Genomic DNA, 23,752 nt, shown 5'->3' on the forward strand with positions numbered 1-23,752 from the left:
TTCTATTCCTTGTCAATTGGTTGTGTAACGCGCTCAAAGCTACTGTGACTTATCCGCCCTTCAACACTTCGCCACCATAGAGTCCGGCCTCGACCACGGCCGCCTGCTCGGCGTTGTGCACGCGCAGATACCCGGAGGCGGTGCTCGCCGAGCCCTTGCGGGTGGCGTACTTCATTCGGTGCCGATCACCCAGCGGCACCTGCATGCGGTGCTTGATCTGATACCAGGCTCCCTGATTCTCGGGTTCTTCCTGACACCACACGATCTCCTCGGCATTCGGATATTTGGCGATCTGCTCGGCATAGGCCTGGCGCGGGAACGGGTAGATCTGTTCGATGCGGACGATCGCCACGTCGTCGGACTTGTTCTCAGCACGCTTCTGGTACAGGTCGTAGTAGACCTTGCCGCTGCAGAACACGACGCGCTTGACCTTGTCGGCATCCAGATCGCCGACTTCCGGGATCACCGTCTTGAAGCTGCCGCTGGTGATGTCCTCCAGCGCGGACACCGAAAGCTTGTGGCGCAGCAGCGACTTCGGCGTCATCACGATCAGCGGCATGCGCAGACTGCGCTTCATCTGACGTCGGATCATGTGAAAGAACTGCGCGGGCGTGGACGGCACGCAGACCTGCATGTTGTCCCCGGCGCAGAGTTGCAGATAGCGTTCCAGTCGACCGGATGAATGTTCCGGGCCCTGGCCTTCGTAGCCGTGCGGGAGAAACATGACCAGGCCGCAGAGGCGACCCCACTTCGCGTAGCCGGACGCGATGAACTGGTCGACCACGACTTGAGCGCCGTTGCCGAAATCACCGAACTGCGCTTCCCAGATCACCAGGCTGTCCGGATCCGTGGTGCTGAAGCCGTACTCGAAGCCGAGCACACCTTCTTCCGACAGCAGCGTGTCATTGACGACGAAGGCGCTCTTCTCGGGTACCAGATGGCGCAGCGGCGTGATGCTCTGACCGGTCTTGCTGTCATGCACCGTGGTATGACGATGAAAGAAGGTGCCGCGCCGCGAGTCCTGGCCACACAGACGCACCGAGAAACCCTCATTGACCAGCAGCGCGTAGGCGGTGTTCTCCGCAAAGCCCCAGTCCATCGGCTGCTCACCGGCGGCCATCTTGGCGCGATCGCTCCAGATCTTGGCCACGCGCGGGTGCAGTTCGAAACCTTCGGGCAGGGTCAGCAGCTTGTCCCAGAGCGAACGGATGGTTTCGAGGCTGCCGGCGGTCTCGGCCGGCGTCTCCCAGGTGCCCTGGAGGTAGTTGCTCCAGTTCACGGTGTACTTGTTGCCAACCAGGCCCAGTGTGGTCCGCGCGATGTTCTCGCCCTTGTCGAGGCCGTCGCGGTAGGCCTGAACCATGGCGTCGCCGTCGTCGGCCGTGATCGTGCCTTCCTCGACGAGCTTCTTCGCATACAGCGTCATCGTGGTGGGCTGCTTGCGGATCGCGTTGTACATCAGCGGCTGCGTCACCGCCGGCTCGTCGGCCTCGTTGTGGCCATGGCGCCGGTAGCAGCACAGATCGATGAGCACGTCCTTGTTGAATTCGTTGCGGAATTCCATCGCCAGCCGCGTGACGAACACCACGGCTTCGGGATCGTCTCCGTTGACATGGAACACCGGCGCCTCAAGCATCTTGGCGAGATCGGTGCAATAACGTGAGGTTCTCGATTCGTGGCCGTCACGGGCCTCGATCGGATTCGGCGTGGTGAAGCCGATCTGATTGTTGACGATGATGTGCACCGTGCCGCCGGTGGAGTAGCCCTTGGCGTGCGACAGCTGCATCGTCTCCATGACCACACCCTGTCCGGCAAATGCCGCGTCACCGTGAATCAGCAGCGGCACCACGCGCTCGCCGCGCTCGTCGTTGCGCCGGATCTGACGCGCTTTGACCGAACCTTCGACGACCGGATTCACGATCTCGAGATGCGAGGGATTGAACGCGAGAACCAGATGCAGGCGCTTGCCGAGAATTTCCACGTCGGTCGAGAAGCCCATGTGGTACTTCACGTCGCCGGCCTTCTTCAGATCCTCGGCCTTGTACTTGCCTTCGAACTCCGCGAACAGGTCCTTCGGCGACTTGCCGAGGATGTTGACCAGCACATTGAGACGGCCGCGATGAGCCATGCCGATGACGATGTCCTCGACGTCGCGCTCGGCGCAGACGCGCATGATCTCGTCCATCGCCGGAATCAGCGAATCGCCACCTTCCAGCGAGAATCGCTTCTGCCCGACATACTTGGTATGCAGGTAGCGTTCGATGCCTTCTGCGGCGACCAGTTGCTTGAGCAGGTCCCGCTTGCGCTCGACGCTCGGCCGCTGCTGAAATGCGTTGCCTTCCAGGTGCTTCTGAATCCACCGCTTCTCGGTGGTTTCCGTGATGTACATGTATTCCGCGCCGATCGTGTCGGTATACACCGACTTGACGATGCGGATGATCTCCCGCAGCGGCAACTGATCGGCTGCGGCCAGGGTTCCGGTATTGAACACCGTGTCCATGTCGGCTTCGGTGAGGCCGTGGAACGCCGGATCGAGATCGGGAATGCTCGGCAACGCAGCAATGCCCAGCGGATCCAGTCGGGCGGCCTGATGACCGCGCATGCGGTAGTAGTTGATCAGGCGAAGGACCGCGCCCTGCTTTTCGAAGGCCTCGGCCGAGGCGCCACCAACCTCGGCGATGTGCGAGCCCGGCCGGCGATCGCGCGCCAAGCGCTCGAACTTGGCGACAATTTCGCTGTGCGGCTGTTCCGCGACAAGCTCCCCGCCCTGAATCCCGCGAAAATACGCGCGCCAGTGCGGCTCCACCGAGCCCGGATCTTCAAGGTATTGCTCGTAATACCCCTCGACATAGGCAGCATTCCCGCCGCTGATCGAGGATGTATCGACGAAGGTTTGATATTTGCTGCCACTCATGGGCTGTCAGGTCCTTGACTCCGTCATCGCTGGAGTCGTTCGTTACTGGCCGGAGGCTTGCGCCGGCGGGGTGTCGAGTTTCGAGGCTACGTCTTTCAGGTAGCTCCTGAAATCGTCCGCCAGTTCCGGGTGCTTCAAGGCATATTCGACGTTGGCCTTGAGATAGCCGAGCTTGCTGCCGCAGTCATAGCGCGTACCTTCGAATTCGTAGGCCAGCACCGTCTGCTCCTGGATCATCATGCTGATCGCGTCGGTCAACTGAATCTCGCCGCCGGCGCCGCGCGGGGTGCGCTCCAGCAGCTTGAAGATGCGCGGCGTGAGAATGTACCGCCCGACCACGCCCAGGTTCGACGGCGCGTCTTCGGGTTTCGGCTTTTCGACGATGCGACGAATCTCGCCCAGACCCGGCCCGACCGGCTGCACGTCGACCACGCCGTAGGCGCTGATTTCTTCCTTGGGCACGCGCTGCGTGGCGATCACGCTGGTGCCGTATTCCTGATAGACCCGCTGCATCTGCGCCAGGCAGGGGCGCAGGCGACCGTCGATCAGGTCGTCAGCAAGAATCACCGAGAAATCCTCGTCGCCGACAGCCGGCCATGCGCACAGCACGGCATGGCCCAATCCCAGGGCCTCGGCCTGACGGATGAAGATGCAGGTAATGCCGGGTGGCAGGATTTCGTGAACCACCTCAAGCAGCTTGGTCTTGCCGCGATTCTCCAACTCCGTTTCGAGTTCGTAGGCCTTGTCGAAGTGATCCATGATGGAGTTCTTCGAACGACCGGTGATGAACACGAGTTCTTCGGCACCGGCGCTGATCGCTTCCTGGACGGCGTACTGGATCAGCGGCTTGTCCACCACCGGAAGCATTTCCTTGGCGCTGGCCTTGGTGGCCGGCAGAAAGCGTGTGCCAAGTCCTGCAACGGGAAATACCGCCTTGCGTATGCGCATCGAGTCGTCCTCTAAGGGTTAGTGGGCGAAGAAGTGAAATCGCGATAATTCAGCACGATAGTCTAACGCAGCCCCGCTTGAAGATGGCCGAGCACATGAACCTCGCCCGCATTCCGTCCCAACAGGCCGTACTCGATCCCGGCCTCGCCTTCGGCCCATTTCAGCGTGGCTTTGCCTGGCAGAAAGATCGGCCGCTTGAATTCGATGTCCACGCTGCGGGTGGCCTGCGCGCAGGCGCGTTCAAGCTCGGCGCAGCACCGTGCCTGCGTCCACATTCCGTGTGCGATGGCACGTTTGAAGCCGAACAGTTTGGCGCTGAGCGCATGCAGGTGGATCGGGTTGTAGTCGCCGGCGACTTTCGCATAGCGACGGCCGGTGTCTTCGGCGATGTCGATCGTCAATGCGTTCTGGCTTTCAACCAGACTTGCCGGCGCACCCGGCGGTTTGCGGAAGCCGCCTCCGTTCTTTTCCTTGATGCGGTGCAGGATCGTCATGGTCGAACGCCAGACCGGCGCTTCGTCGTCCTTGCCGCGACATTCCGTATTGACGTCAATCTCCAGCCCCATCTTGACGCGGCGCAGCTGCCCCACGTCAACCGAGAAACCGAGCGTTTCAAGGGCCTCGATCGGACGCAATTGCTCAATCGAGTTGCGCAGATGCACCATGCCCAGCAAGGGAATCGGGAAACCCTTGCGATTCATCACCTGCAGATGAATCGGCGCAACCAGCACCTGCGGATAGCTGACCGGCAAGTGGGAGGTGGAGTCGAAACCGCAGACCGTCCGGTAGGCTGCCAAGGCGCGTGGATTCACGGAGACCCCGTCGATCCGCGTCGCGAGATCGGGCACCGGGGTGGACTCGTCGGGACGTCGGCGCACGGTCGTGAGCGCGGCGATCATCGCGGGAGCGACGGCCGGCATCGTCTGAAGCTGAGTGGTCATTGCGAAAACTCGCGAAGGATTGGAAATCGTGGATTCCGCTATTGCAGCACTTGGTCGATGACCAGGTCAACGCGATCGCCCGAAGATGAGGCATCGATCGTTTTTTGCGCCTGCAGATCACCCGGCCCCGGGATCGCGTCACCGTCTTCGGAGAGGCGCGCGGTCAGCACCCAGCGATCGAATTGCGAAAGACGCGCCGACGGGATCATCGCCATCGAATCATCGAGCCGCACCTCGACCGGCCAGTGATCGACGGCCAGACGTTGCACCGCCAGGGGCATCGGCGGCCCCGACTCGGCCTTGGCGAACACGAACAGCTTCATGCCCTGCGCGCGCTCGCGCAATTCCGGCGACAGTTCGATCCGCAGATTGACACCGACCGTTTCGGCCGGGTTCGGCCGCGCGCCATCCGCCCGGGCGGAGGCCGTTGAATTCACCGGCTCGTCCGGCGACAGGGGGGCGGCTTGTTCATCACGAGCTTCGACCTGGGCCAGCCGCTGACGCAGCGATTCGCGTACGTCATCGGGCAGCTCGGGCTGCGCCAGCAGACGCCGCCAGTACACGGCAGCGTTGTCGTTGTCGCCGGCCTGCAAGGCGGCCAGGCCGGCATAGAACAAGGCCTTGCCCTGCTCGGGTGCGATGTCCAGCGCCTGGTCCAGCAGCATGCGCGGGCGGCCACTCCAGGCATTCCCGTTCGACAGCGCGACGGCTTCAGCCTCATCGGTCAGCCAGTCGGCCGACTGCTTGTTCGAAAGGCGGTTGGCCTGCGCAAACGCCTGCGCGGACGCGGCGTAGCGCTGCATCGTCCCATAGCTGCGCCCCAGCAGAGCATAGCCTTCCGCGTCCGGAGACTGCTGCATGCGCGTGGCCAGGCTTGCCACCAGATCGTCGATCTGCTGTGGAGACGCCGCAACCTCCGGTCCGCCGCCGACCTCCAGCCCGATCGAGCGCCATTGTCCGCCCAGGGCGTAACCACCCAAGCCCAGCGCCGGAAGCAGCACGAGCACCAGCCAGGCCGGCCCCAGGCCGCCGCGGTCCTGAGCAGCCTTTGCCGCAGGTTCGGGCGAAGGGGCGGCCGGCGATTCGGCGTCGTCAAGCAGCCGCCGCCCGAGTTCGGCCTTGGCATTGTCGAATTCATCGGCCGCAAGCGTTCCCGAGGCATGCTCCAGCTCCAGCTCGGACAGGCGTTGCCGGTACATCGCGATATTGGCGCCAGCGCGATCGACACCGGCGTCCTCCGGTGCCGGGCGCCACCACGGCCGCGTGACCACGGCGGCGGTGGCAAACGCCAGAAACGTCAGTAACAACCAGATCACGGATTCTCTCTTTCCAGAAGTCGACGCAGACGCTCCTGATCCGGAGCCGAGGGTTCGCTTTTGGCGGTACGTCGCCCGCTTCGCCAGGCGATGAATGCCGCCAGCAGCAGAATCAGGAACGGCCCGACCCAAAGCACAATCGTCTTGCGTTCCAGCGGCGGCTTGTACAGGACGAAGTCGCCGTAGCGATCCGACATGTAGTCCAGAATCTCCTGGTCGCTACGACCGGCCTCGATCTGCGTCCGGACCTGTTCGCGAAGGTCGTTGGCGAGATCCGCGTTGGATTCGGCAATGCTCTGGTTCTGGCAGACCAGACAGCGCAACTGATGCACCAGCGATTGGTAGCGCGCTTGCTGTTCCGGGTCCAAAGCCCAGGCCGAGCTCATCGCGCCCATCCAGAGCCCCGCAATCATCGCGGCGGAAAGGCCCATGCGGGTCATGGGCGGACCCCCAGGCGGGGCGCCACTTCGGTCTGCCAGTCGTGCACGGTCATGGGTCCGATCTGTTTGTAGACGATGCTGCCAGCAGCGTCGATCACGAAGGTTTCCGGAACGCCGTAGACGCCCCAGTCGAGTCCGGCGACCCCTTCGACATCCTGAGCAATCTCGCTGAACGGGTTGCCGTGGCGCGCCAGCCAGCGCTGCGCATCCGCGCGCGAATCCTTGTAGTTGATGCCGACGATGTTCACGTCACTTCTCGCTGAGAGTTGCATCATCAGCGGATGTTCTTCCAGGCAGGGGCGACACCAGCTCGCCCAGTAGTTGATGAGCAACGGACGTCCGCGCAGCGCCGCATCGTCGATCGTCCGCGAACCGTCGAGGCTGGGGAGCGAGAACGCCGGCATCGGCTTGCCGACCAGCGGCGAAGGCACCTTGCGCGGATCAAGCTCCAGACCCACGGCGAGAAAGCCCACCAGGACCAAGACCAGCGCGATCGGTATGAGATATCTCATCGGGGCTTATGCACGCGCTCCGGCGAGCGCTGCCACGGCCTTGCGCTGTGCCGCGCTGACCGTGCGATAGCGACGGTCCGCAATCGCCAGCAGCCCCCCAATCGCCATCAGACTGGCGCCGCCCCAGACCAGCCGCATCATCGGCTTGTAGTAGAGGCGCAAGGCCCACTCGCCGCTGGGATCGTCGGTCAGAGGCTCGCCCAGAGAAGCGTACAGATCGCGAATCGGGCTGTGATCGACATCGGCATCGGTCATTACATTGCGCTGGACGCGGTACAGGCGCTTTTCCGGATGCAGGACCGCGATCTCGCGATCATTGCGCGAGATCCGGATGGTGCCGGTATCGGCGACATAGTTCGGTCCCTGCGACTCGACCACGCCATCGAAGCGGAACCGATAGCCGGACAGCTCGGTTTCCTCACCGGGGCCGAGACGCACGTCACGCTCCAGACTGTAGCTCGACACGATCGTCACGCCGAGCACAAAAACGCCAAGCCCGACATGCGCCAGGCTCATCCCCCATATGGCGGGCGTGATACTGGAAATGCCGTGACCGCTGCGTGCGCGCCGCCAGATTTCATGGACCGCGCCGAGCATCGCCCATACGGCCAGGCCGGTGCCCAGGCAGGCGCCGAGACTGGCGCGGTCATAGACGGCCCAGGGCAGCAAGGCGCCTACCACCAGCGCCGCCACCGCGATACCCCGCAAGCGCCGCACACTTTCGCGCCAATCCCCGCGCTTCCATGGCACCACCGCAGCCAGCCCCACCAGGAACGCGAGTGGCAAGGTCAACGGCGCAAACACCGCATTGAAATAGGGCGGACCGACCGAAACCTTGCCCGCGTTGAGCGCATCGGCGAACAGCGGATACAGCGTACCGATAAAGACTGCGGCGGCGGCGGCGGTCAGAAACACGTTGTTGAGCAGCAGAAATCCCTCGCGCGAATACATGCGCATCGGCGCGTCCGTGGTCAGCTTCGGTGCCCGCCAGGCATACAGCAGCAGGGCGCTGCCGATCAGCAGCGTCATGAAACCCAGGATGAACACGCCGCGAGCCGGATCGCTGGCGAAGGCGTGAACCGACACCAGTACGCCGGAACGGACCAGGAAGGTACCGAGCAATGACAGCGCGAAGGCCAGGATCGCCAGCAGCACGGTCCAGCTCTTGAACAGGCCGCGCTTCTCGGTGACCGCCAGCGAATGGATCAAGGCCGTTCCGACCAGCCATGGCATGAACGAGGCATTCTCCACCGGATCCCAGAACCACCAGCCGCCCCAGCCCAGCTCGTGATAGGCCCACCACGAGCCCAGCGTGATCCCGATGGTCAGGCACAGCCAGGCGGCAGTGGTCCACGGACGCGTCCAACGCGCCCAGGCAGTGTCGAGCCGTCCGGTGACCAAGGCGGCGATGGCGAATGCAAACGCCACCGAGAATCCGACATAGCCGAGATAAAGCATCGGCGGGTGGAAGACCAATCCGGGGTCCTGCAGCAGCGGGTTGAGGTCCCTGCCCTCGACCGCCGCCGGAAACAGGCGTTCGAACGGGTTCGAAGTGAACAGGATGAACAGCATGAACGCGGTGCTCACGGCACCGAGTGTCGCCAGGACGATCGCCGCGACATCCGCCGGCAGGCGATGGTGGTAGCGCGCCACAGCAAGCGTCCAGCCCGACAGCATCAGCATCCACAGCATCAGGGAGCCTTCGTGCGCGCCCCACACGGCGGCAAGCCGATACATCAACGGAAGCTCGGAATGGGAGTTCTGCGCGACGTAGACCACGCTGAAGTCATTGGCATAGAACGCCCAGCTCAGACACAGGTAAGACAGCAGAACCAGGGCGAACTGCGCATGCGCTGCCGAAGTGGCGGAGGCGATCGCGCGACGATCGCCGCGAATCAGGCCGTAGCTTGGCAACAGGGCCTGAACCAGCGCCACGATCAAGGCGAAGATCAGGGCGCCATGCCCCAGTTCGGGAATCACGAACGCCCCCCCATCACGGGCCCGCTCGCGGCGGTAACCGGCTTGAACGGCGCGCAGGAATGACCAGTCTCGGTTTTCAGGGATTCGGCGAGATCCGGCGGCATGTAGTTTTCGTCGTGCTTGGCGAGCACCTGCGCTGCGACAAAATGCCCGTCCGCGCCCAGCTTTCCGGTGGTGACCACGCCCTGCCCTTCACGAAACAGATCCGGAAGTATGCCTTCGTAGCTGACCGGAATCTGGTGGCTGCAGTCCGCCAGCGTGAACAGCACCTGTAATCCTTCGTCGCCACGCTTGACACTGCCGGTTTCCACCAGACCACCCAAACGTATCGTCGCGCCCTCGGGGACGCTGCCCTCGGCAAGATCGCTGGGCGTGTAGAAGTACATCATGTTGGCGCGGAACGCGCTGAAAGCCAGCGTCGCGGCGATCGCCACCCCGGCGACCAGCGCCGCGATCCACACCATGCGTTGTTGTCGTCGCGTCATTGCTCCTCAGCCTCCTCGTTCAGCTCGCGAATGATGCGGCGCCGCCGCGCACCGGGCGTCAGCAGGTTCCAGACAAACACCAAAGCGGTGATCCCGAAACTGCCCCACACGTACAGCGCATAACCGCCCATCGCCCAGAATCCAGCGTCGCCCTCAGTCACCGGACATCTCCGGCAAGGACACGAAGCGCTCGCGAACCCAGCGCGTGCCACGTTCCCGCCACAACAGTTCGGCCTGGATACGACGCAGTATCGTCCACCCGAAAAACAACATGAATCCCAGTGTCATGGACAACAGCGGCCAGGCCATGTTCGCCGAAATCGACGGCTTGCCGATTTTCGACACCGTCGAGCCCTGATGCAGGCTGTTCCACCACTCCACGGAATAGTGGACGATCGGCACATTGATCACGCCGACGATCGCCAGCAGCCCGGCTGCGCGGGCCGCCGCGCGCGAATCGGCGACCGCCTGCTGCAGCCCGATCACGCCGAGATATAAAAACAGGAGCACGAGTTCGGATGTGAGACGCGCATCCCAGGCCCAGTATGCGCCCCACATCGGCTTGCCCCAGAGCATTCCGGTCATCAGGGCCAGAGCGGTGAAACTGGCGCCCACCGGCGCGATCGCGACCACCGCGCATTCGGCGATCTTCATCCGCCAGATCACGGCGACGATCGCCGCCAGCGCCATTGCGGTATATCCGAACAACGACAGCCAGGCGGCCGGCACATGCACATAAATGATGCGGAAGGCGTCACCCTGCTGGTAATCCGCCGGCGCCAGCCACAGGCCGCCGACCACCCCGTACAACAGCAAGGGGATCGCGGCCGCGAGTACCCACGGCGACAGTCGTTCCGCGAGCGCGAAAAAGCTCGGCGGCGATGCAAGGCGATGGAACCAGACCCAGTTCATTCGTAGGCGTTACGTAGCGCGGCGGCCGCAGCGAGCGGCAACACACAGATCGAAAGCATCAGGATTGCAGCAAGAAAGTATAACGAAGCGTCGATCGGAAGGCCGCTTTGCGCGACCCGCACCGCGCCGGCGCCAAATATCAGCACCGGTACCGCCAGGGGCAGGATCAGAATCGGCAGCAGGATGCCGGCGCGCGGCAGGGCCACCGTCGCCGCCGCACCAAAGCCACAGATCAGGGCCAGGCTCGGCGAACCCAGCAACAAGCCCAGGAACAAGGCCCAGCTCGCGTCATGCGAAAGCTGAAAGGCCCCGGCGATCAGCGGCGAAATCAGGACCAAGGGCAGCCCACTGACCAGCCAGTGCGCAGCCAGTTTGAATCCGACGGCCACCGCCAGCGGCGCCGGCGCCAGCACCAGTTGCTCCAGCGTGCCGTCGTCGAGATCGTCGCGGAACAGTCGGTCGCCGCCAAGCAGCAGCGCCAACAATGCGGCGACCCACAGCACCGTGGAGCCAAACTGACGCAGCATCGGACTGCCTGGATCGGCTCCCAGCGCGAACAGGGTGATCACGATGCCGTAGAACACCAGCGGCTGCGCCCATTCCGTCTGGCGGCGAAACGTCAGTCGCAACTCGCGCTGAAAGATGGCGAAGGCCGCGTTCATTTACAGATCGATGATCCGGTGCGGTGCGACGCGGTCCGGCAAGGCCTGATGCGTCGTCAGGATCGCAGCACCGCCGCGGGCTTCGTGTGCGGCCAGCAGATCGGCGACCAGCGGCAAGGCTTCGACATCCAGGCCGGCCAGCGGTTCGTCGATCAGCCACAGCCGCGCAGGCGACACGATCAGGCGTGCGATGGCCGCGCGACGCTTCTGCCCGGTCGACAGCAAGCGGCTTGGCCGGCTGCGGCTGCGGCCGACCAGGCCCATGCGTTTGAGCGCATCGGCCACGCCCGTATCCGGCAGGTCATTGAGCTTGCACCAGAAGCCGAGGTTCTCCTCGGCACTGAGGCCCGGATTGAGTCCGTTCCGGTGTCCGACCCAGACCAGTGTCGCCAGCCGTTCGACCCCGCCCAGGGCTGGCGCGCGCACCCCGGCCAGGGTTTCGAGCAGGCTGGTCTTGCCGGCACCGTTACGCCCCCGCAGCAACAGACGCTCCCCGGCGACGAGCTTCAGGCTCAGCTGCTCGATCAACACACGGTCGCCTCGCGCAACCGACAGGTCACGGGCGTACAGGAGGATGTGGGGTTCCGGGCCGGACATGATGCCGCGATCAGCCGTCCGAGCGGCAAGGCCGCTTCGATACCGCGACGCATGCTGTCGAGCGTGTCGCTGCATGATCAGGCGCGGAGTCTGGTGCCCGAGGCCGGACTCGAACCGGCACGACCTTGCGGCCACAGGATTTTAAGTCCCGTGCGTCTACCGATTTCGCCACTCGGGCAGACCCTCTGACAGACACTACTGAATAGCCGGTCCGACCGGTGTCAGAATAACCGCTGACCGCAGACCTGTCGCTCAAGCCTTGGGCCAGCCGACATGCAATGGAGGCTAGGGCGGGAATCGAACCCACGTACGCGGCTTTGCAGGCCGCTGCATGACCACTCTGCCACCTAGCCGCACGTTGCAATGAACATCGGCCCCATAAGCCAAAAAACCCCGCGATTACGCGAGGTTCAGGCAAAACTGGAGCGGGAAACGAGATTCGAACTCGCGACCTCAACCTTGGCAAGGTTGCGCTCTACCAGCTGAGCTATTCCCGCAAAACGGACGCGCATTGTAGCGTTCGGCGAACCGCTGTCAAGCAGTATCCGCCCCGCCGAGCCGCTTGATAATGCGGCGCTTCTGTCAGGCCGCAGCGGAGACCTCAGGAAGCATCCTTCATCATCGGCCAGGCGGCGCGCAGGTACACCAGCATCGACCAGATCGTCAGCGCCGCCGCGACCCAGAGCAAACCCAGGCCGATCGTGTAGATCGGAATGCCGAAAAACGGGGTGCCCCACAACAGCATGCCAATCGCCGTCATCTGGAAGCCAGTTTTCCACTTGCCGATCCAGTTCACCGCGACGCTGGTGCGTGAACCCAGCTCGGCCATCCATTCACGCAGCGCCGATACCGTGATTTCGCGACCGATGATCACCGCACAAAGAAACATCAGTTCTCCACCCGGCCGCTCGTGCAGCAATACGATCAGGCTTACCGCGACCAGCAGCTTGTCGGCGACCGGATCGAGGAAAGCACCGAACTTGGAGGTCTGACCCCAGCGCCGCGCCAGCCAGCCGTCCAGCCAGTCGGTGATGCCGGCCAGGGCGAACACCACGGTGGCCCAGTGTCCGCGCTGCGGCAGATCGGTCAGAAAAAGACCGAACACGATCGGAATGGCTGCGACTCGGGCGATCGTCAGCGCCAATGGCAGATTGATATTCATTCAGACGGAGGCCAGTTGAAGTCACCAGCGTAGTCTAAAGTGACTGGCGCAGGAACGGACCCGAGTGTCGACTGCGACAAACCGCTTTCAATGGAAATGCGCATAGATTCGTTCGGCGAGGCGGCGGCTCAAGCCATCGACGCGCGCCAGGTCGTCCACGCCCGCGCCCTTGATCTGCGAGAGACCTCCGAAAGCCTGCAACAAGGCGCGACGACGCGACGGCCCGAGCCCCTCGATGGTTTCCAGCCCCGAGGTCGTACGGGCTTTCTCGCGCCGGCCGCGATGTCCGGTGATCGCGAATCGATGAGCCTCGTCGCGAATGCGCTGAATCAGATGCAGCGCCGGCGAGTCCGGCGCCAGACGCAGCGGCGATTCGCGCTCGGGCAGCAACAGTTCCTCCAGACCCGGCCGACGCGTCGGCCCCTTGGCAATGGCGACGACCCGCAGGTTCACGAAGTCCACTTCTTCCAGCGCTTCCAGCGCGGCGCTCAACTGCCCTCGTCCTCCGTCGATGAACAGCACATCGGGCGCCTGAACCTCACCGCGCTTGACGCGTGCGAATCGCCGCAGCACCGCCTGCCGGATGGCCGCGTAGTCGTCGCCGGGGGTAATGCCGTCGATATTGAACTTCCGGTAGGCCGACTTGAGCGGCCCTTCTTCGTTGAAGACCACGCAGGAGGCCACAGCCAGTTCCCCACGCGTGTGGCTGATATCGAAGCATTCGAGCCGGCGTGGGACCCCATCGAGATCCAGTGCGTCCCGCATTTCGAGCAGGCGCTGATCCATGCTGGCGGCCTCCGCCAAATAGGCGGACAGCGCCTGCTCCGCGGTTTGCAAGGCCATCGCCATCAACCGCTGTTTGGCGCCACGTTGCGGTTCGCTGACACGTACCCGACGTTTCGCGCGCGCGCTGAGCGCTTCTTCGAGCCCGAGCTCGTCGTCCACCGCGTGGCTGATCAGAATCTCGGGCGGAATCGGGGGTTCGCTGTAGTGCTGGCTGATGAAGCTGTCGATCAGCTCGACGGCGTCGGTGCCCTGCGGATGTTTTGGGAAGAAGCTGCGGTGCCCGAGATTGACGCCATCGCGCACCGTCACCACCACCAGGCAGGCATGTGCGGCATGCGGCACACAGGCGACGACGTCGATGTCGGCCGCGCCGCCGGTAATCGCACGGTTTTCGCGCACACGCTTGAGTGCGCCCAGCTGATCGCGCAGACGCGCCGCGTGCTCGAACTCCTGCGTTTCGGCGGCCCGCACCATCTCGGCTCCGAGCTCACGGACCAGCTCGTCGCTCTTGCCTTCGAGCAGGCGCATGCCGTTGCGCACATCACGGGCGTAGTCCTCGGGCGAGATCAGGCCCACGCACGGCGCCGAGCAGCGCTGAATCTGGTGTTGCAGGCAGGGCCGCGTGCGATGTGCGAAGTAGCTGTCGCGGCACGGTCGCAGGTGAAACAGCTTTTGCAGCGTCGCCAAGGTGTCCTTGACGCTGCCGGCACTGGGAAATGGTCCCAGATAGCGGTCCTTGCCGACCTTGCTGCCGCGGTAGTAACTGATCCGCGGGTACTCGTGGTCGGAAAAGCGCAGATACGGGTAGCTCTTGTCGTCGCGGTAGACGACGTTGTATCGCGGACCTTGCGACTTGATGAGGTTCGATTCGAGCAGCAGCGCTTCGTCCTCGGTCCCGGTGACGGTGACTTCGACGTGATGGATCTGGTCCACCATGGCCTCAATGCGAGGATCGCCCGAGGCGCGCAGGAAATAGCTGGAAACCCGCTTCTTGAGGTTGCGCGCCTTGCCCACATACAACAGCTCGCCGGCCGCGTCGTACATTCTGTAGACGCCCGGGCGAGCAGTGAGTTGGGAGAGAAACGCTTTCGGATCGAAGGCGCCGGTCGACGCGGTCATCTGCCTAGGATAGTCGTGCGCCGACGTGCAATCTACGCCTCGGATGCGCGCCGTTGCCGCTGGCTTCGAATCATCCGGTGGCAACGGCGGTATTGACGTCGTCGAGAATGCCGTAGCGCATTGCCACCCGAATCAGTTCCACATCGTTGTTGACGCCGAGCTTCTCGAACAGCCGAGATCGATAGGTGCTCACCGTCTTGGGCGACAGACACAGACGATCCGAAATCTCCTGGGTCGAGTAGCCGCGCGTGAACATCAGCATCACCTGCATTTCACGCTGCGACAGCCGGTCGAACGGGGAGCCACCGCTTCCGCCCTTGACCAGGGCCGCGGCCAGATTGCCGGCCACGGAGGCGGCGACATAGTGACCACCCTGCGAAACCCGCCGGATCGCGGTAACCACTTCGTCCGCCGCCGCATCCTTGCTGAGGTAACCTGCCGCACCGATCGACAGCAGGCGGCTCGGATAGGGTTCGTCGATATGCATGGTGACGGCGATCACCTTGATCTCCGGCGCCCGCTGCAACAGCCGGCGCGTCGCTTCGAGTCCGCCGATTCCTGGCATGTTAATGTCCATCAGGACTATCGCAGGCCGATGGTTGCGCGCCAGTTCCAGCGCCTCCTCACCCGAGGAGGCCTCTGCGACCACGACAATGTCGGGGTGGGCCTCAAGCACGTGACGCAGTCCAGCGCGCACGAGTCGGTGATCGTCCACCAACATCACGGTTATCAGCGATGCCCCCGATCGATCACGTGGGAACACGCGATGCAAAATGTCATCCTTCATCGCTATGTTGATCCTTTCCCCAAACGGAAAGTCGTCTTGAACCGCAAGCTCGCCCTTCTGGCTGCCTATGCCGCCTTCGGACTGACCTCGGCCTGTGCTGACGGGCTCCGCCCTGAACCCCTGCACTCGACGAATACGATCAACATCCCGGTTAATCGCCAGTCTCCATTCTACGCTGAAGATCGCCGTCGTTTGTCGGCTGTGAAGCGCCGTACACCAGTTGTTCACGCCAAAAACGTCATTTTGTTTGTCGGCGACGGTATGGGCATCCCCACGATCACGGCCGCGCGTATCCGTGCTGGACAACTGGCCGGCGGCAACGGTGAAGACCATTCCTTGTCGTTCGAAGCGTTCCCATCCCTGGGTCTGATCAAAACCTACGAAGTCAATCAGCAGACCGCGGACTCCGCCGGCACCGCCACCGCGATGATCACCGGGGCCAAGACCAAGGCCGGAATGCTCAGCGTGGCGCCGGATGTGGAACTGGGTGATCCCCACGCCTGCACGCCACAGCATGCGTTGACCACGCTGTTCGAAGTCGCCGAGCAGGCGGGCCTTGCGACAGGCCTGGTTACCACCGCGCGACTGACGCACGCCACACCGGCGGCGATGTATGCGCACAGTCCGCACCGCAACTGGGAAAACGACAGCCAGGTGCCACAGGGCAGCAATTGCCGCGACATCGCGCGCCAGCTGGTCGAGTTCGCGCCGGGCGACGGGCTGGATGTCGCGCTGGGCGGCGGTCGCGCGCAATTCCTGCCGCAAACGGTCGGAGGCAAGCGCTTGGACGGTCGCGACCTCGAAGCACAATGGCGCCAGCGCTATGGTTCTGACGGACAGGTGGTGAACGATGCGGAAACGCTCAAGGCAAGCGCAGTCACACGCTCATCCCATCTGCTGGGTTTGTTCACGGCATCGCATGTGCCCTACGTGGAGGATCGGCCGCCCACGGTACCGAGCCTGGTGGACATGACCGAAGCTGCGATCTTGCGTCTGCAGGCAAACGACAAGGGCTTCGTGTTGATGGTCGAAGCCGGTCGGATCGATCACGCGCACCACGCCGGCAATGCATATCGCGCACTCGCGGAAGCCATCGAATTGTCCGCTGCGGTCGAACGTGCGCTGGCAATGACGGACCCGGCCGACACGCTGATACTCGTGACGGCCGACCACAGCCACACGCTGATGATCACCGGCTATCCCACACGCGGGAACCCGATCCTCGGCAAAGTGGTGTCGAACGATGCTCACGGCAATCCGCGAACGGAGCCGTCGCTGGCGCTGGATGGCAAGCCATACACCACCTTGTCCTACGTCAACGGCAACGGCTACGCCGAGCACCGCTCGCCGGATGCGGACGACGAACCCGAAGACGAGGTGATTCTGGCGGCCAGCGGCCGCCGGCTCGGCCTCGATGTCGACACCGAAGCTCCGGACTATCATCAGGAAGCCTTGGTGCCGCTGCGCGCCGAAACCCACGGCGGAGAGGATGTCGCGGTGTTTGCGACCGGTCCGGGCGCCGCCTGGATCCACGGAGTGCAGGAGCAGAGCTATCTGTTTCAGGTGATGGCGACGGCACTGGGATTCGAACTGCCGGAACCTCTGCCGGCGAATTCGACACCTTAGGAATCGCCAACGAAAAAGGCCCGGAAAGTTTCCGGGCCTTTTTCTTCCAATTGAGTACGGAACTCAGTGGAACTGCTCTTCCTCGGTGGAGCCGGTCAGCGCCGTGACCGAGGACGTGCCGCCCTGAATCACGGTGGTGACGTCGTCGAAATAACCGGCGCCAACTTCCTGCTGGTGCGATACGAAGGTATAGCCCTTGTCGCGCGCCGCGAACTCCGGCTCCTGCACCATGTTCACGTAGTGCTTCATGCCTTCGCCGCGCGCGTAGTTGTACGCCAGCTCGAAGGTGTTGTACCAGTTGGTGTGGATACCGGCCAGGGTGATGAACTGGAACTTGTAGCCCATCTCCGAGAGCTTGTCCTGGAACACCGCGATGGTCTTGTCGTCGAGGTTCTTCTTCCAGTTGAAGCTGGGCGAGCAGTTGTAGGCCAGCAGCTGGCCGGGGTTTTCCTTGCGCACCGCATCGGCGAATTCCTTGGCGAAACCGAGGTCCGGCGTGCCGGTCTCGCACCACACCAAGTCCGCATACGGCGCATAGGCGACACCCCGCGAGATCGCCTGCTCCAGACCGTTCTTGACGCGGTAGAAGCCTTCGTTGGTACGCTCGCCGAGCAGGAACGGCGCATCGTTCGGATCGTGATCCGAGGTCAGCAGATTGGCCGCTTCGGCGTCAGTACGCGCCAGCACGATCGACGGCACACCAAGCACGTCGGCCGCCAGGCGGGCCGCCAGCAACTTCTGTACGGCTTCGCCGGTCGGCACCAGCACCTTGCCGCCCATGTGACCGCACTTCTTCACCGCGGCCAGCTGATCCTCGAAGTGCACGCCCGCGGCACCGGCCTGGATCATGTTCTTCATCAGCTCATAGCCGTTGAGCACACCACCGAAACCGGCTTCGCCATCGGCGACGATCGGCAGGAAGAAGTCCTTGGCGTCCTCGTCCTTGATCTTGCCGTCACAGATGCCCTTCCACTGAATCTCGTCAGCGCGCTGGAAGGTGTTGTTGATGCGGCGAACCATCGTCGGCACGGAGTTGTACGCATACAGCGACTGGTCCGGGTACATGGTTTCAGAGGTGTTGCCGTCCGCGGCGACCTGCCAACCGGACAGATACACGGCTTCCAGGCCGGCCTTGGCCTGCTGCATCGCCTGCCCTGCGGTGATCGCGCCGAATGAATTGACATAGCCCTTCTTGGCCGTGCCGTTGACGAGTTCCCAAAGCTTCTCGGCGCCACGCTTGGCCAGGGTGTATTCGGTTTTCAGGCTACCGCGCAGGCGAACCACGTCCGCTGCGGTGTAACCACGCTTGACACCTTTCCAGCGGGGATTGGTCGCCCAATCCTGCTCCAGGGCCTTGATCTGCTCGTCGCGGGAATTACTCATATTAAAGAAGAACCTCTGTCAGTCAAAAAAATCCGGGTGGAAAGTCATCACTCAAGTATTCGGGAGCATTCCTTGACCGTGGATGACACGGCCGCGGCTGCCCCACTCGTTTTGAATCGCGTAACTGGCACGCGAAAAGCCGTCAAACAGCGTCGCAGAGACGACCGTACTGCTGGATTGAATTCAATGGTCTGACGGCACTTGAACTCGAATGCCGTGGTGGTGCCCAGCGGTGCCGTCAAATTGAGCAGGCCTGCGCGGCCCGCAGGCTGGCGCTGACTGAATGGAACGGCCTCTGGCCTGGAGTTGCATGCCAGACTCGAAACAAAGTCGAACCCGGGACGGGTCGGATCAGCTGATTTCGTTTCGGGGCGCAACTCGCCCATCCGCAGACTCCGTACTCAATCGTAGGGGGCGCGAATATACCGAAGCGGTCTCTACGACGCAATGCAACATAGCTACGACGAGGGGCGGAGCCGGCGCTGCGCAAACGCCCGAAAGCCTGTCAGCTCGGCGTCGGACGCAAACTGAAATTCTCAGTCGGTGTGGATCGCCTTGTCCGAAACCACGATCCCGTCCTGGTCCGCGTATAGCCAGGCGCCCGGCGAAAAGCTGACGTTGGCAAATGTCAGCACGCGATCCCGTTGCGCGCCGTGTAAGCCTTTTTCACTCTTTCGCGGATGCAGGCCCAGCGCCTTGATCCCCAGATCGCACTGCTCCAGTTCGCTCGAATCACGGACGCAGCCAAACACCACGATGCCCGCCCAACCATTCTTGACACCGAGCACGCCGAGGTTGCCGCCGACCAGCGCGCAACGGTCCGACCCTCCGCCGTCGACCACCAGCACGCGGCCCTCGCCCGGCTCTGCAAGCATCGCCCGGACCTCGGCGTTGTCCTCGAAGACTTTCAGCGTGGCGACCGGCCCGTGAAAGGCGATGCGTCCACCGAAATCCGCAAACACTGGCTGACAGACCTGCGCCTCGGGATGCGCATCGGATAGATCGGTGGTGGCAAAGCTCATAGATAGTTCCTGTATTGGTTCTTGGAAAGAATGGGTATCGCGATCCAGTAAAGGGTGATGCCGGCAAATGCTGCAAGCGTCCATCCCGGCAGCGATACACCGATGAATTGGGCATCGATGATTGCGCAGTTGCCATCGCCGCTGAGCACTGTGGTCACCACCTGCTTGAGTGGCAACACATCCATCAGATAATCCAGCGTCGGACCGCAGGCTGGCACCTGGTCCGGTGGCAGCCCCTGCAACCAGACATGTCGCGCGGCGATACCGGCGCCTGCCAGTGACGTGAGCATGCCCAGAACCGAATAGAAACCCCGTGCGCCGCCTCCACGTGGGGCGTGCACGGCCGCCACGAAAAACACCAGTCCGGTCGCGATCATCGCAACGCGCTGAAAGATGCACATCGGACAGGGTTCCAGGCCTTGGTAGACCTGCAGGTACAGCGCGAAAGCCATGGCCGCGGCACACACGACGAAGCCGAGTAATGCCAGCCTACGGTAGGGAATCGTCATCGGGCGCCGTGTCGATCGAACAGTGAAGAGAAGTCGCCACGCAATGTAGCGGCCGACGCACGCAGTCGCAATGCGGCTTGCAAGGCCGTGACGGTCTGTGCTCCCCTTTGGCGATCAGGGAGACCAGAACATGGACAAGAGATGACCCATCTCGAATGGCCGGACTACGTCACGATCGCGGTTTATTTTCTGATCACGGCCGCGATCGGATTTTCCGTCAGTCGCCGCAAGACCACATCCGAGGATCTGTTTCTGGCAGGGCGCTCGCTGGGGCCGGCGGCGGTCGGCTTTTCGCTGTTTGCCTCGAACATCTCATCGGACACCCTGGTCGGACTGCCCGGCGCCGCCTATCAGACCGGGATTTCTGCAGCCAATTACGAATGGATGGCGGGCCTGGTCCTGATCTTCGCCGTGTTCCTCGTACTGCCTGCCCTGATGCGCTCCAAGGCGCAGACGATGCCGGAGCTGATGGGTGCCCGCTTCGACCGGCGGATGCGTCTGTATCTGTCGGCGATCACGCTGTTCCTGTCGATCGTGCTCGATACGGCGGGCACGCTCTACGCAGGGAGCCTCATCACCACGACCTTCCTGCCTCATCTGAACATGACCGAGGTGTGCTACGCGATCGCCCTGTTCGCGGCCGTGTACACCGCCGCGGGCGGTCTGCGCGCAGTGGTGTACACCGACTTCATGCAGGCCATCGTGCTGCTGTTCGGGTCAGGCTGTCTGGCCTACATCGTGTTCGGCAAGTTCGACTTCTCGTGGGCCAAGGTCACCGCCGAAATTCCGGGTGACAAGCTGTCGCTGATCCGCCCGATCGACGATCCCGGCGTGCCCTGGTTGGGGCTGGTCACCGGCCTTCCGATCGTAGGCTTCTACTACTGGACGATGAATCAGTACGTCATCCAGCGAGTCTTCGGTGCCCGCGACCTCAGGACCGCCGGCCGCGCCTCGCTGATCGCTGCAACTCTGAAGTTGCTGCCGTTGTTCCTGATGGTTCTGCCTGGCGCGATGGCGATCAAGCTTCTGCCCGATCTTGAACACGCCGATCAGGTGTTCCCACGCATGGTGGCGGAGTTCACGCCGACAGGTCTCACCGGGCTGATTGTCGCCGGCATCATCGCCGCACTGATGTCCACCTGCTCATCCACGCTCAATTCCTCAGCGACACTGATCACGCTGGACTTCGTCCAGCCGCACAAACCGCAGTGGTCCAGCGAAAAACTGGCCTGGTTCGGTCGTATCACCACCATCGTCGTGGCCCTGATCGCCGCCACCTGGGCGCCGATGATCCAGCATTTCTCGGGACTGTGGGCCTACCTGCAGCAGATTTTCGCGTTCGTGGCCTCGCCGCTGGTGGCGGTGTTCCTGTACGGACTGCTGTCGACCCGGCTGGGTTCCAGGGCGGCGTTCCGTGGCCTGGTCAGCGGACACGTTTTCAGCGCCCTGCTGTTCATCCCGTTTCTCAAGGATTGGGTTCCGATCCACTTCACCATCGTCGGCGGCGTGATCTTCGCCGCGACCGTCCTGCTGACGGCGATGTGGGCGTGGATTCTCGGTGATGCGGATCGTCCGGCACCCGGCGATGCACACATTGCCGTGTTCGCGCGACAGGGCCTGGAGCGGATCACTATGGACGTGAAGATCGGCGCCTTCACCATCATCGCGGTGATCGCGGTGATCCTGTACCTGTTTCGATAGGCGCCAAAGCCGTCCGCCCGGAATCACCGGCACCCGCTTCACAGAGGATTCAGTGCGCGCCTGCACACTGCGGATCATCGAATGATCCATATGAGAGGAGCGGCGCTATGAAAACGATCATGGCGGCCAGCGGGATGATTCTGATGCTGTCATCGGGCCTTTGGCTGTCGGCCTGCAACACCATTCAGGGTGCCGGTGAGGATCTGGAAGCCGGCGCGGAAACCGTGCAGGAATGCGCCAATGAAGACGGTGACGGGTGCGACAAGTAAGCAGGCAAGCACCTCGATGAAAAAGGCCGGAACGCGAAGTTCCGGCCTTTTTCATGACCGCAGCCATCAGGCCGCGACGACGGGAATCTTGCCGATCATCGCTTGCCACTTCTTCGGACCGGTCTGGTGCACCGACTCTCCGCTGGAATCCACCGCCACGGTGACGGGCATGTCTTCCACCTCGAACTCGTAGATCGCCTCCATGCCGAGGTCCTCGAAGCCGACCACCCTGGCCGACTTGATCGCCTTGGACACCAGATAGGCCGCACCACCGACCGCCATCAGATAGGCGCTCTTGTGCTTGCGGATCGCCTCGATCGCGACCGGGCCGCGTTCTGCCTTGCCGACCATCGAAATCAGGCCGGTCTGCGCCAGCATCATTTCGGTGAACTTGTCCATGCGCGTCGCCGTGGTCGGGCCGGCCGGGCCGACAGCCTCGCTGCGCACCGGGTCGACCGGCCCCACGTAGTAGATCACACGATTGCGGAAATCCACCGGCAGCGATTCGTCCTTGGCCAGCATGTCCTGAATGCGCTTGTGCGCGGCATCGCGGCCGGTCAGCATCTTGCCGTTGAGCAGCAGAATCTGGCCTGGCGTCCAGCTGGCGACCTGCTCGGGCGTCAGGGCATCCAGATTCACGCGTGTGGCGACCTCGGTGTTGGCTTCCCAGGTCACCTGCGGCCAGTCTTCCAGCTTCGGCGTCGGCAGCACGGCCGGACCGGTACCGTCCAGATGGAAATGCACGTGGCGCGTCGCCGCGCAGTTCGGGATCATCGCCACCGGCAGGTTCGCCGCGTGGGTCGGGTAATCCAGCACTTTTACATCCACCACCGTGGTCAGGCCTCCGAGCCCCTGTGCACCGATGCCCAGCGCATTGACCTTCTCGTAGAGTTCCAGACGCAGTTCCTCAGCCCGATTCGCAGGCCCGCGCTCGATCAGCTCCGAGATGTCCACTGGCGCCATCAGCGATTCCTTGGCCAGCAGCATCGCCTTTTCCGGCGTGCCACCGATGCCGATGCCGAGGATTCCGGGCGGGCACCAGCCGGCGCCCATGGTCGGCAGCATCTTGAGCACCCAGTCCACGACCGAATCCGAAGGATTGAGCATCACCATCTTCGACTTCGCCTCGGAGCCGCCGCCCTTGGCCGCGCAGATCACTTCGAGCTCGTCGCCGGGCACGATCTCGTAATGGATCACCGCCGGCGTGTTGTCCTTGGTATTGCTGCGCCTGCCGGCCGGGTCGGCCAGCACCGAGGCACGCAGCTTGTTGTCCGGATCGTTGTAGGCGCGGCGCACGCCCTCGTTGACCATGTCCTCGACCGACAGCGTCGACTCCCAGCGCAGGTTCATGCCCACTTTCAGAAACACCGTGGCGATGCCGGTGTCCTGGCAGATCGGCCGGCGGCCTTCGGCGCTCATGCGTGAGTTCGTCAGGATCTGGGCGATCGCATCCTTCGCCGCAGGATTCTGTTCGCGCTCATAGGCGCTGCCGAGCGCCTGGATGTAGTCGAGCGGGTGGTAGTAGCTGATGTACTGGAACGCGTCAGCAATGGACGCGATGAAATCTTCCTGGCGGATCGTGGTCATGTTCGGCTAGGTGTCTGTCGTCGGAAAAAGCGCGCAAATGCTACTACCACATTCATCGGAGCGCGACGCACGCCGTTTTGCGCCGTCGGCCAAC

The 23,752-nt window shown here is 63.2% G+C and carries 22 protein-coding genes and 3 tRNA genes; 3 read left to right on the forward strand and 22 right to left on the reverse strand.

Features of this window, described 5'->3' with window-relative positions; all coding sequences use genetic code 11:
- Positions 1-49: 49 nt before the first annotated feature.
- From RM530_RS13455 to RM530_RS18760, 18 genes are all read right to left on the reverse strand, one after another.
- Positions 50-2,914, reverse strand: a complete 2,865-nt coding sequence (locus tag RM530_RS13455; protein WP_311365769.1) for a 2-oxoglutarate dehydrogenase E1 component — start codon at positions 2,912-2,914, stop codon at positions 50-52.
- Between the two features lie 42 nt (positions 2,915-2,956).
- Positions 2,957-3,862 carry a UTP--glucose-1-phosphate uridylyltransferase GalU gene (gene galU / locus RM530_RS13460; protein ID WP_311365770.1) on the reverse strand — a complete coding sequence of 302 codons (906 nt, stop codon included), beginning with the start codon at positions 3,860-3,862 and terminating at the stop codon, positions 2,957-2,959.
- Positions 3,863-3,924: 62 nt separating this feature from the next.
- On the reverse strand, positions 3,925-4,803 hold the full coding sequence (locus RM530_RS13465) for a MaoC family dehydratase (protein ID WP_311365771.1): 879 nt from the start codon (positions 4,801-4,803) through the stop codon (positions 3,925-3,927).
- A gap of 38 nt (positions 4,804-4,841) precedes the next feature.
- Positions 4,842-6,119: a c-type cytochrome biogenesis protein CcmI gene (ccmI, locus tag RM530_RS13470; RefSeq protein ID WP_311365772.1), complete on the reverse strand. Its 1,278-nt coding sequence runs from the start codon at positions 6,117-6,119 to the stop codon at positions 4,842-4,844.
- Entirely contained in the window at positions 6,116-6,559 is a 444-nt protein-coding gene (locus tag RM530_RS13475; RefSeq protein WP_311365773.1) for a cytochrome c-type biogenesis protein, read from the reverse strand. Before RM530_RS13475 ends, ccmI begins: the two co-directional genes overlap by 4 nt.
- Positions 6,556-7,071 (reverse strand): DsbE family thiol:disulfide interchange protein, encoded by a 516-nt coding sequence (locus RM530_RS13480; protein ID WP_311365774.1) that lies wholly within the window; start codon positions 7,069-7,071, stop codon positions 6,556-6,558. Before RM530_RS13480 ends, RM530_RS13475 begins: the two co-directional genes overlap by 4 nt.
- A gap of 6 nt (positions 7,072-7,077) precedes the next feature.
- Positions 7,078-9,051, reverse strand: a complete 1,974-nt coding sequence (locus RM530_RS13485; RefSeq protein WP_311365775.1) for a heme lyase CcmF/NrfE family subunit — start codon at positions 9,049-9,051, stop codon at positions 7,078-7,080.
- On the reverse strand, positions 9,048-9,536 hold the full coding sequence (gene ccmE / locus RM530_RS13490; RefSeq protein WP_311365776.1) for a cytochrome c maturation protein CcmE: 489 nt from the start codon (positions 9,534-9,536) through the stop codon (positions 9,048-9,050). The genes RM530_RS13485 and ccmE overlap by 4 nt, the downstream gene beginning before the upstream one ends.
- On the reverse strand, positions 9,533-9,697 hold the full coding sequence (gene ccmD, locus RM530_RS13495; RefSeq protein ID WP_311365777.1) for a heme exporter protein CcmD: 165 nt from the start codon (positions 9,695-9,697) through the stop codon (positions 9,533-9,535). Before ccmD ends, ccmE begins: the two co-directional genes overlap by 4 nt.
- On the reverse strand, positions 9,690-10,448 hold the full coding sequence (gene ccmC, locus RM530_RS13500) for a heme ABC transporter permease CcmC (RefSeq protein ID WP_311365778.1): 759 nt from the start codon (positions 10,446-10,448) through the stop codon (positions 9,690-9,692). Before ccmC ends, ccmD begins: the two co-directional genes overlap by 8 nt.
- On the reverse strand, positions 10,445-11,110 hold the full coding sequence (ccmB, locus tag RM530_RS13505; RefSeq protein ID WP_311365779.1) for a heme exporter protein CcmB: 666 nt from the start codon (positions 11,108-11,110) through the stop codon (positions 10,445-10,447). Before ccmB ends, ccmC begins: the two co-directional genes overlap by 4 nt.
- Positions 11,111-11,707, reverse strand: coding sequence for a heme ABC exporter ATP-binding protein CcmA (gene ccmA / locus RM530_RS13510; protein ID WP_311365780.1), 597 nt, complete (start codon positions 11,705-11,707; stop codon positions 11,111-11,113).
- A gap of 91 nt (positions 11,708-11,798) precedes the next feature.
- Positions 11,799-11,885: transfer RNA gene (locus RM530_RS13515), tRNA-Leu, on the reverse strand.
- 101 nt (positions 11,886-11,986) lie between these two features.
- Positions 11,987-12,060: transfer RNA gene (locus tag RM530_RS13520), tRNA-Cys, on the reverse strand.
- Between the two features lie 68 nt (positions 12,061-12,128).
- A tRNA-Gly gene (locus RM530_RS13525) sits at positions 12,129-12,204 on the reverse strand.
- 104 nt (positions 12,205-12,308) lie between these two features.
- Positions 12,309-12,869 (reverse strand): CDP-diacylglycerol--glycerol-3-phosphate 3-phosphatidyltransferase, encoded by a 561-nt coding sequence (gene pgsA, locus RM530_RS13530; RefSeq protein ID WP_311365781.1) that lies wholly within the window; start codon positions 12,867-12,869, stop codon positions 12,309-12,311.
- An 87-nt stretch (positions 12,870-12,956) separates the two neighbouring features.
- On the reverse strand, positions 12,957-14,774 hold the full coding sequence (gene uvrC / locus RM530_RS13535; protein ID WP_311365782.1) for an excinuclease ABC subunit UvrC: 1,818 nt from the start codon (positions 14,772-14,774) through the stop codon (positions 12,957-12,959).
- Positions 14,775-14,844: 70 nt separating this feature from the next.
- Positions 14,845-15,507, reverse strand: a complete 663-nt coding sequence (locus RM530_RS18760; RefSeq protein WP_349256244.1) for a response regulator — start codon at positions 15,505-15,507, stop codon at positions 14,845-14,847.
- Between the two features lie 33 nt (positions 15,508-15,540).
- On the opposite strand from RM530_RS18760, the gene RM530_RS13545 reads away from it, so the two are divergent.
- On the forward strand, positions 15,541-17,187 hold the full coding sequence (locus RM530_RS13545) for an alkaline phosphatase (RefSeq protein WP_349256242.1): 1,647 nt from the start codon (positions 15,541-15,543) through the stop codon (positions 17,185-17,187).
- 63 nt (positions 17,188-17,250) lie between these two features.
- Here RM530_RS13545 and aceA read toward each other — a convergent pair whose 3' ends face one another.
- From aceA to RM530_RS13560, 3 genes are all read right to left on the reverse strand, one after another.
- Positions 17,251-18,570: an isocitrate lyase gene (gene aceA / locus RM530_RS13550; RefSeq protein WP_311365785.1), complete on the reverse strand. Its 1,320-nt coding sequence runs from the start codon at positions 18,568-18,570 to the stop codon at positions 17,251-17,253.
- A 536-nt stretch (positions 18,571-19,106) separates the two neighbouring features.
- Entirely contained in the window at positions 19,107-19,592 is a 486-nt protein-coding gene (gene rraA / locus RM530_RS13555) for a ribonuclease E activity regulator RraA (protein ID WP_311365786.1), read from the reverse strand.
- Positions 19,589-20,101 carry a disulfide bond formation protein B gene (locus tag RM530_RS13560; protein ID WP_311365787.1) on the reverse strand — a complete coding sequence of 171 codons (513 nt, stop codon included), beginning with the start codon at positions 20,099-20,101 and terminating at the stop codon, positions 19,589-19,591. Before RM530_RS13560 ends, rraA begins: the two co-directional genes overlap by 4 nt.
- A gap of 141 nt (positions 20,102-20,242) precedes the next feature.
- On the opposite strand from RM530_RS13560, the gene RM530_RS13565 reads away from it, so the two are divergent.
- Positions 20,243-21,802: a sodium:solute symporter family transporter gene (locus tag RM530_RS13565; RefSeq protein WP_311365788.1), complete on the forward strand. Its 1,560-nt coding sequence runs from the start codon at positions 20,243-20,245 to the stop codon at positions 21,800-21,802.
- Between the two features lie 107 nt (positions 21,803-21,909).
- On the forward strand, positions 21,910-22,071 hold the full coding sequence (locus RM530_RS13570) for a hypothetical protein (protein WP_311365789.1): 162 nt from the start codon (positions 21,910-21,912) through the stop codon (positions 22,069-22,071).
- A 66-nt stretch (positions 22,072-22,137) separates the two neighbouring features.
- Here RM530_RS13570 and RM530_RS13575 read toward each other — a convergent pair whose 3' ends face one another.
- Complete coding sequence (locus RM530_RS13575) at positions 22,138-23,658, reverse strand: fumarate hydratase (protein WP_311365790.1); 1,521 nt, start codon at positions 23,656-23,658, stop codon at positions 22,138-22,140.
- Positions 23,659-23,752: the final 94 nt, after the last annotated feature.

The organism is Banduia mediterranea, assembly GCF_031846245.1.
In the GTDB taxonomy this organism is placed as follows: domain Bacteria; phylum Pseudomonadota; class Gammaproteobacteria; order Nevskiales; family Nevskiaceae; genus Banduia; species Banduia mediterranea.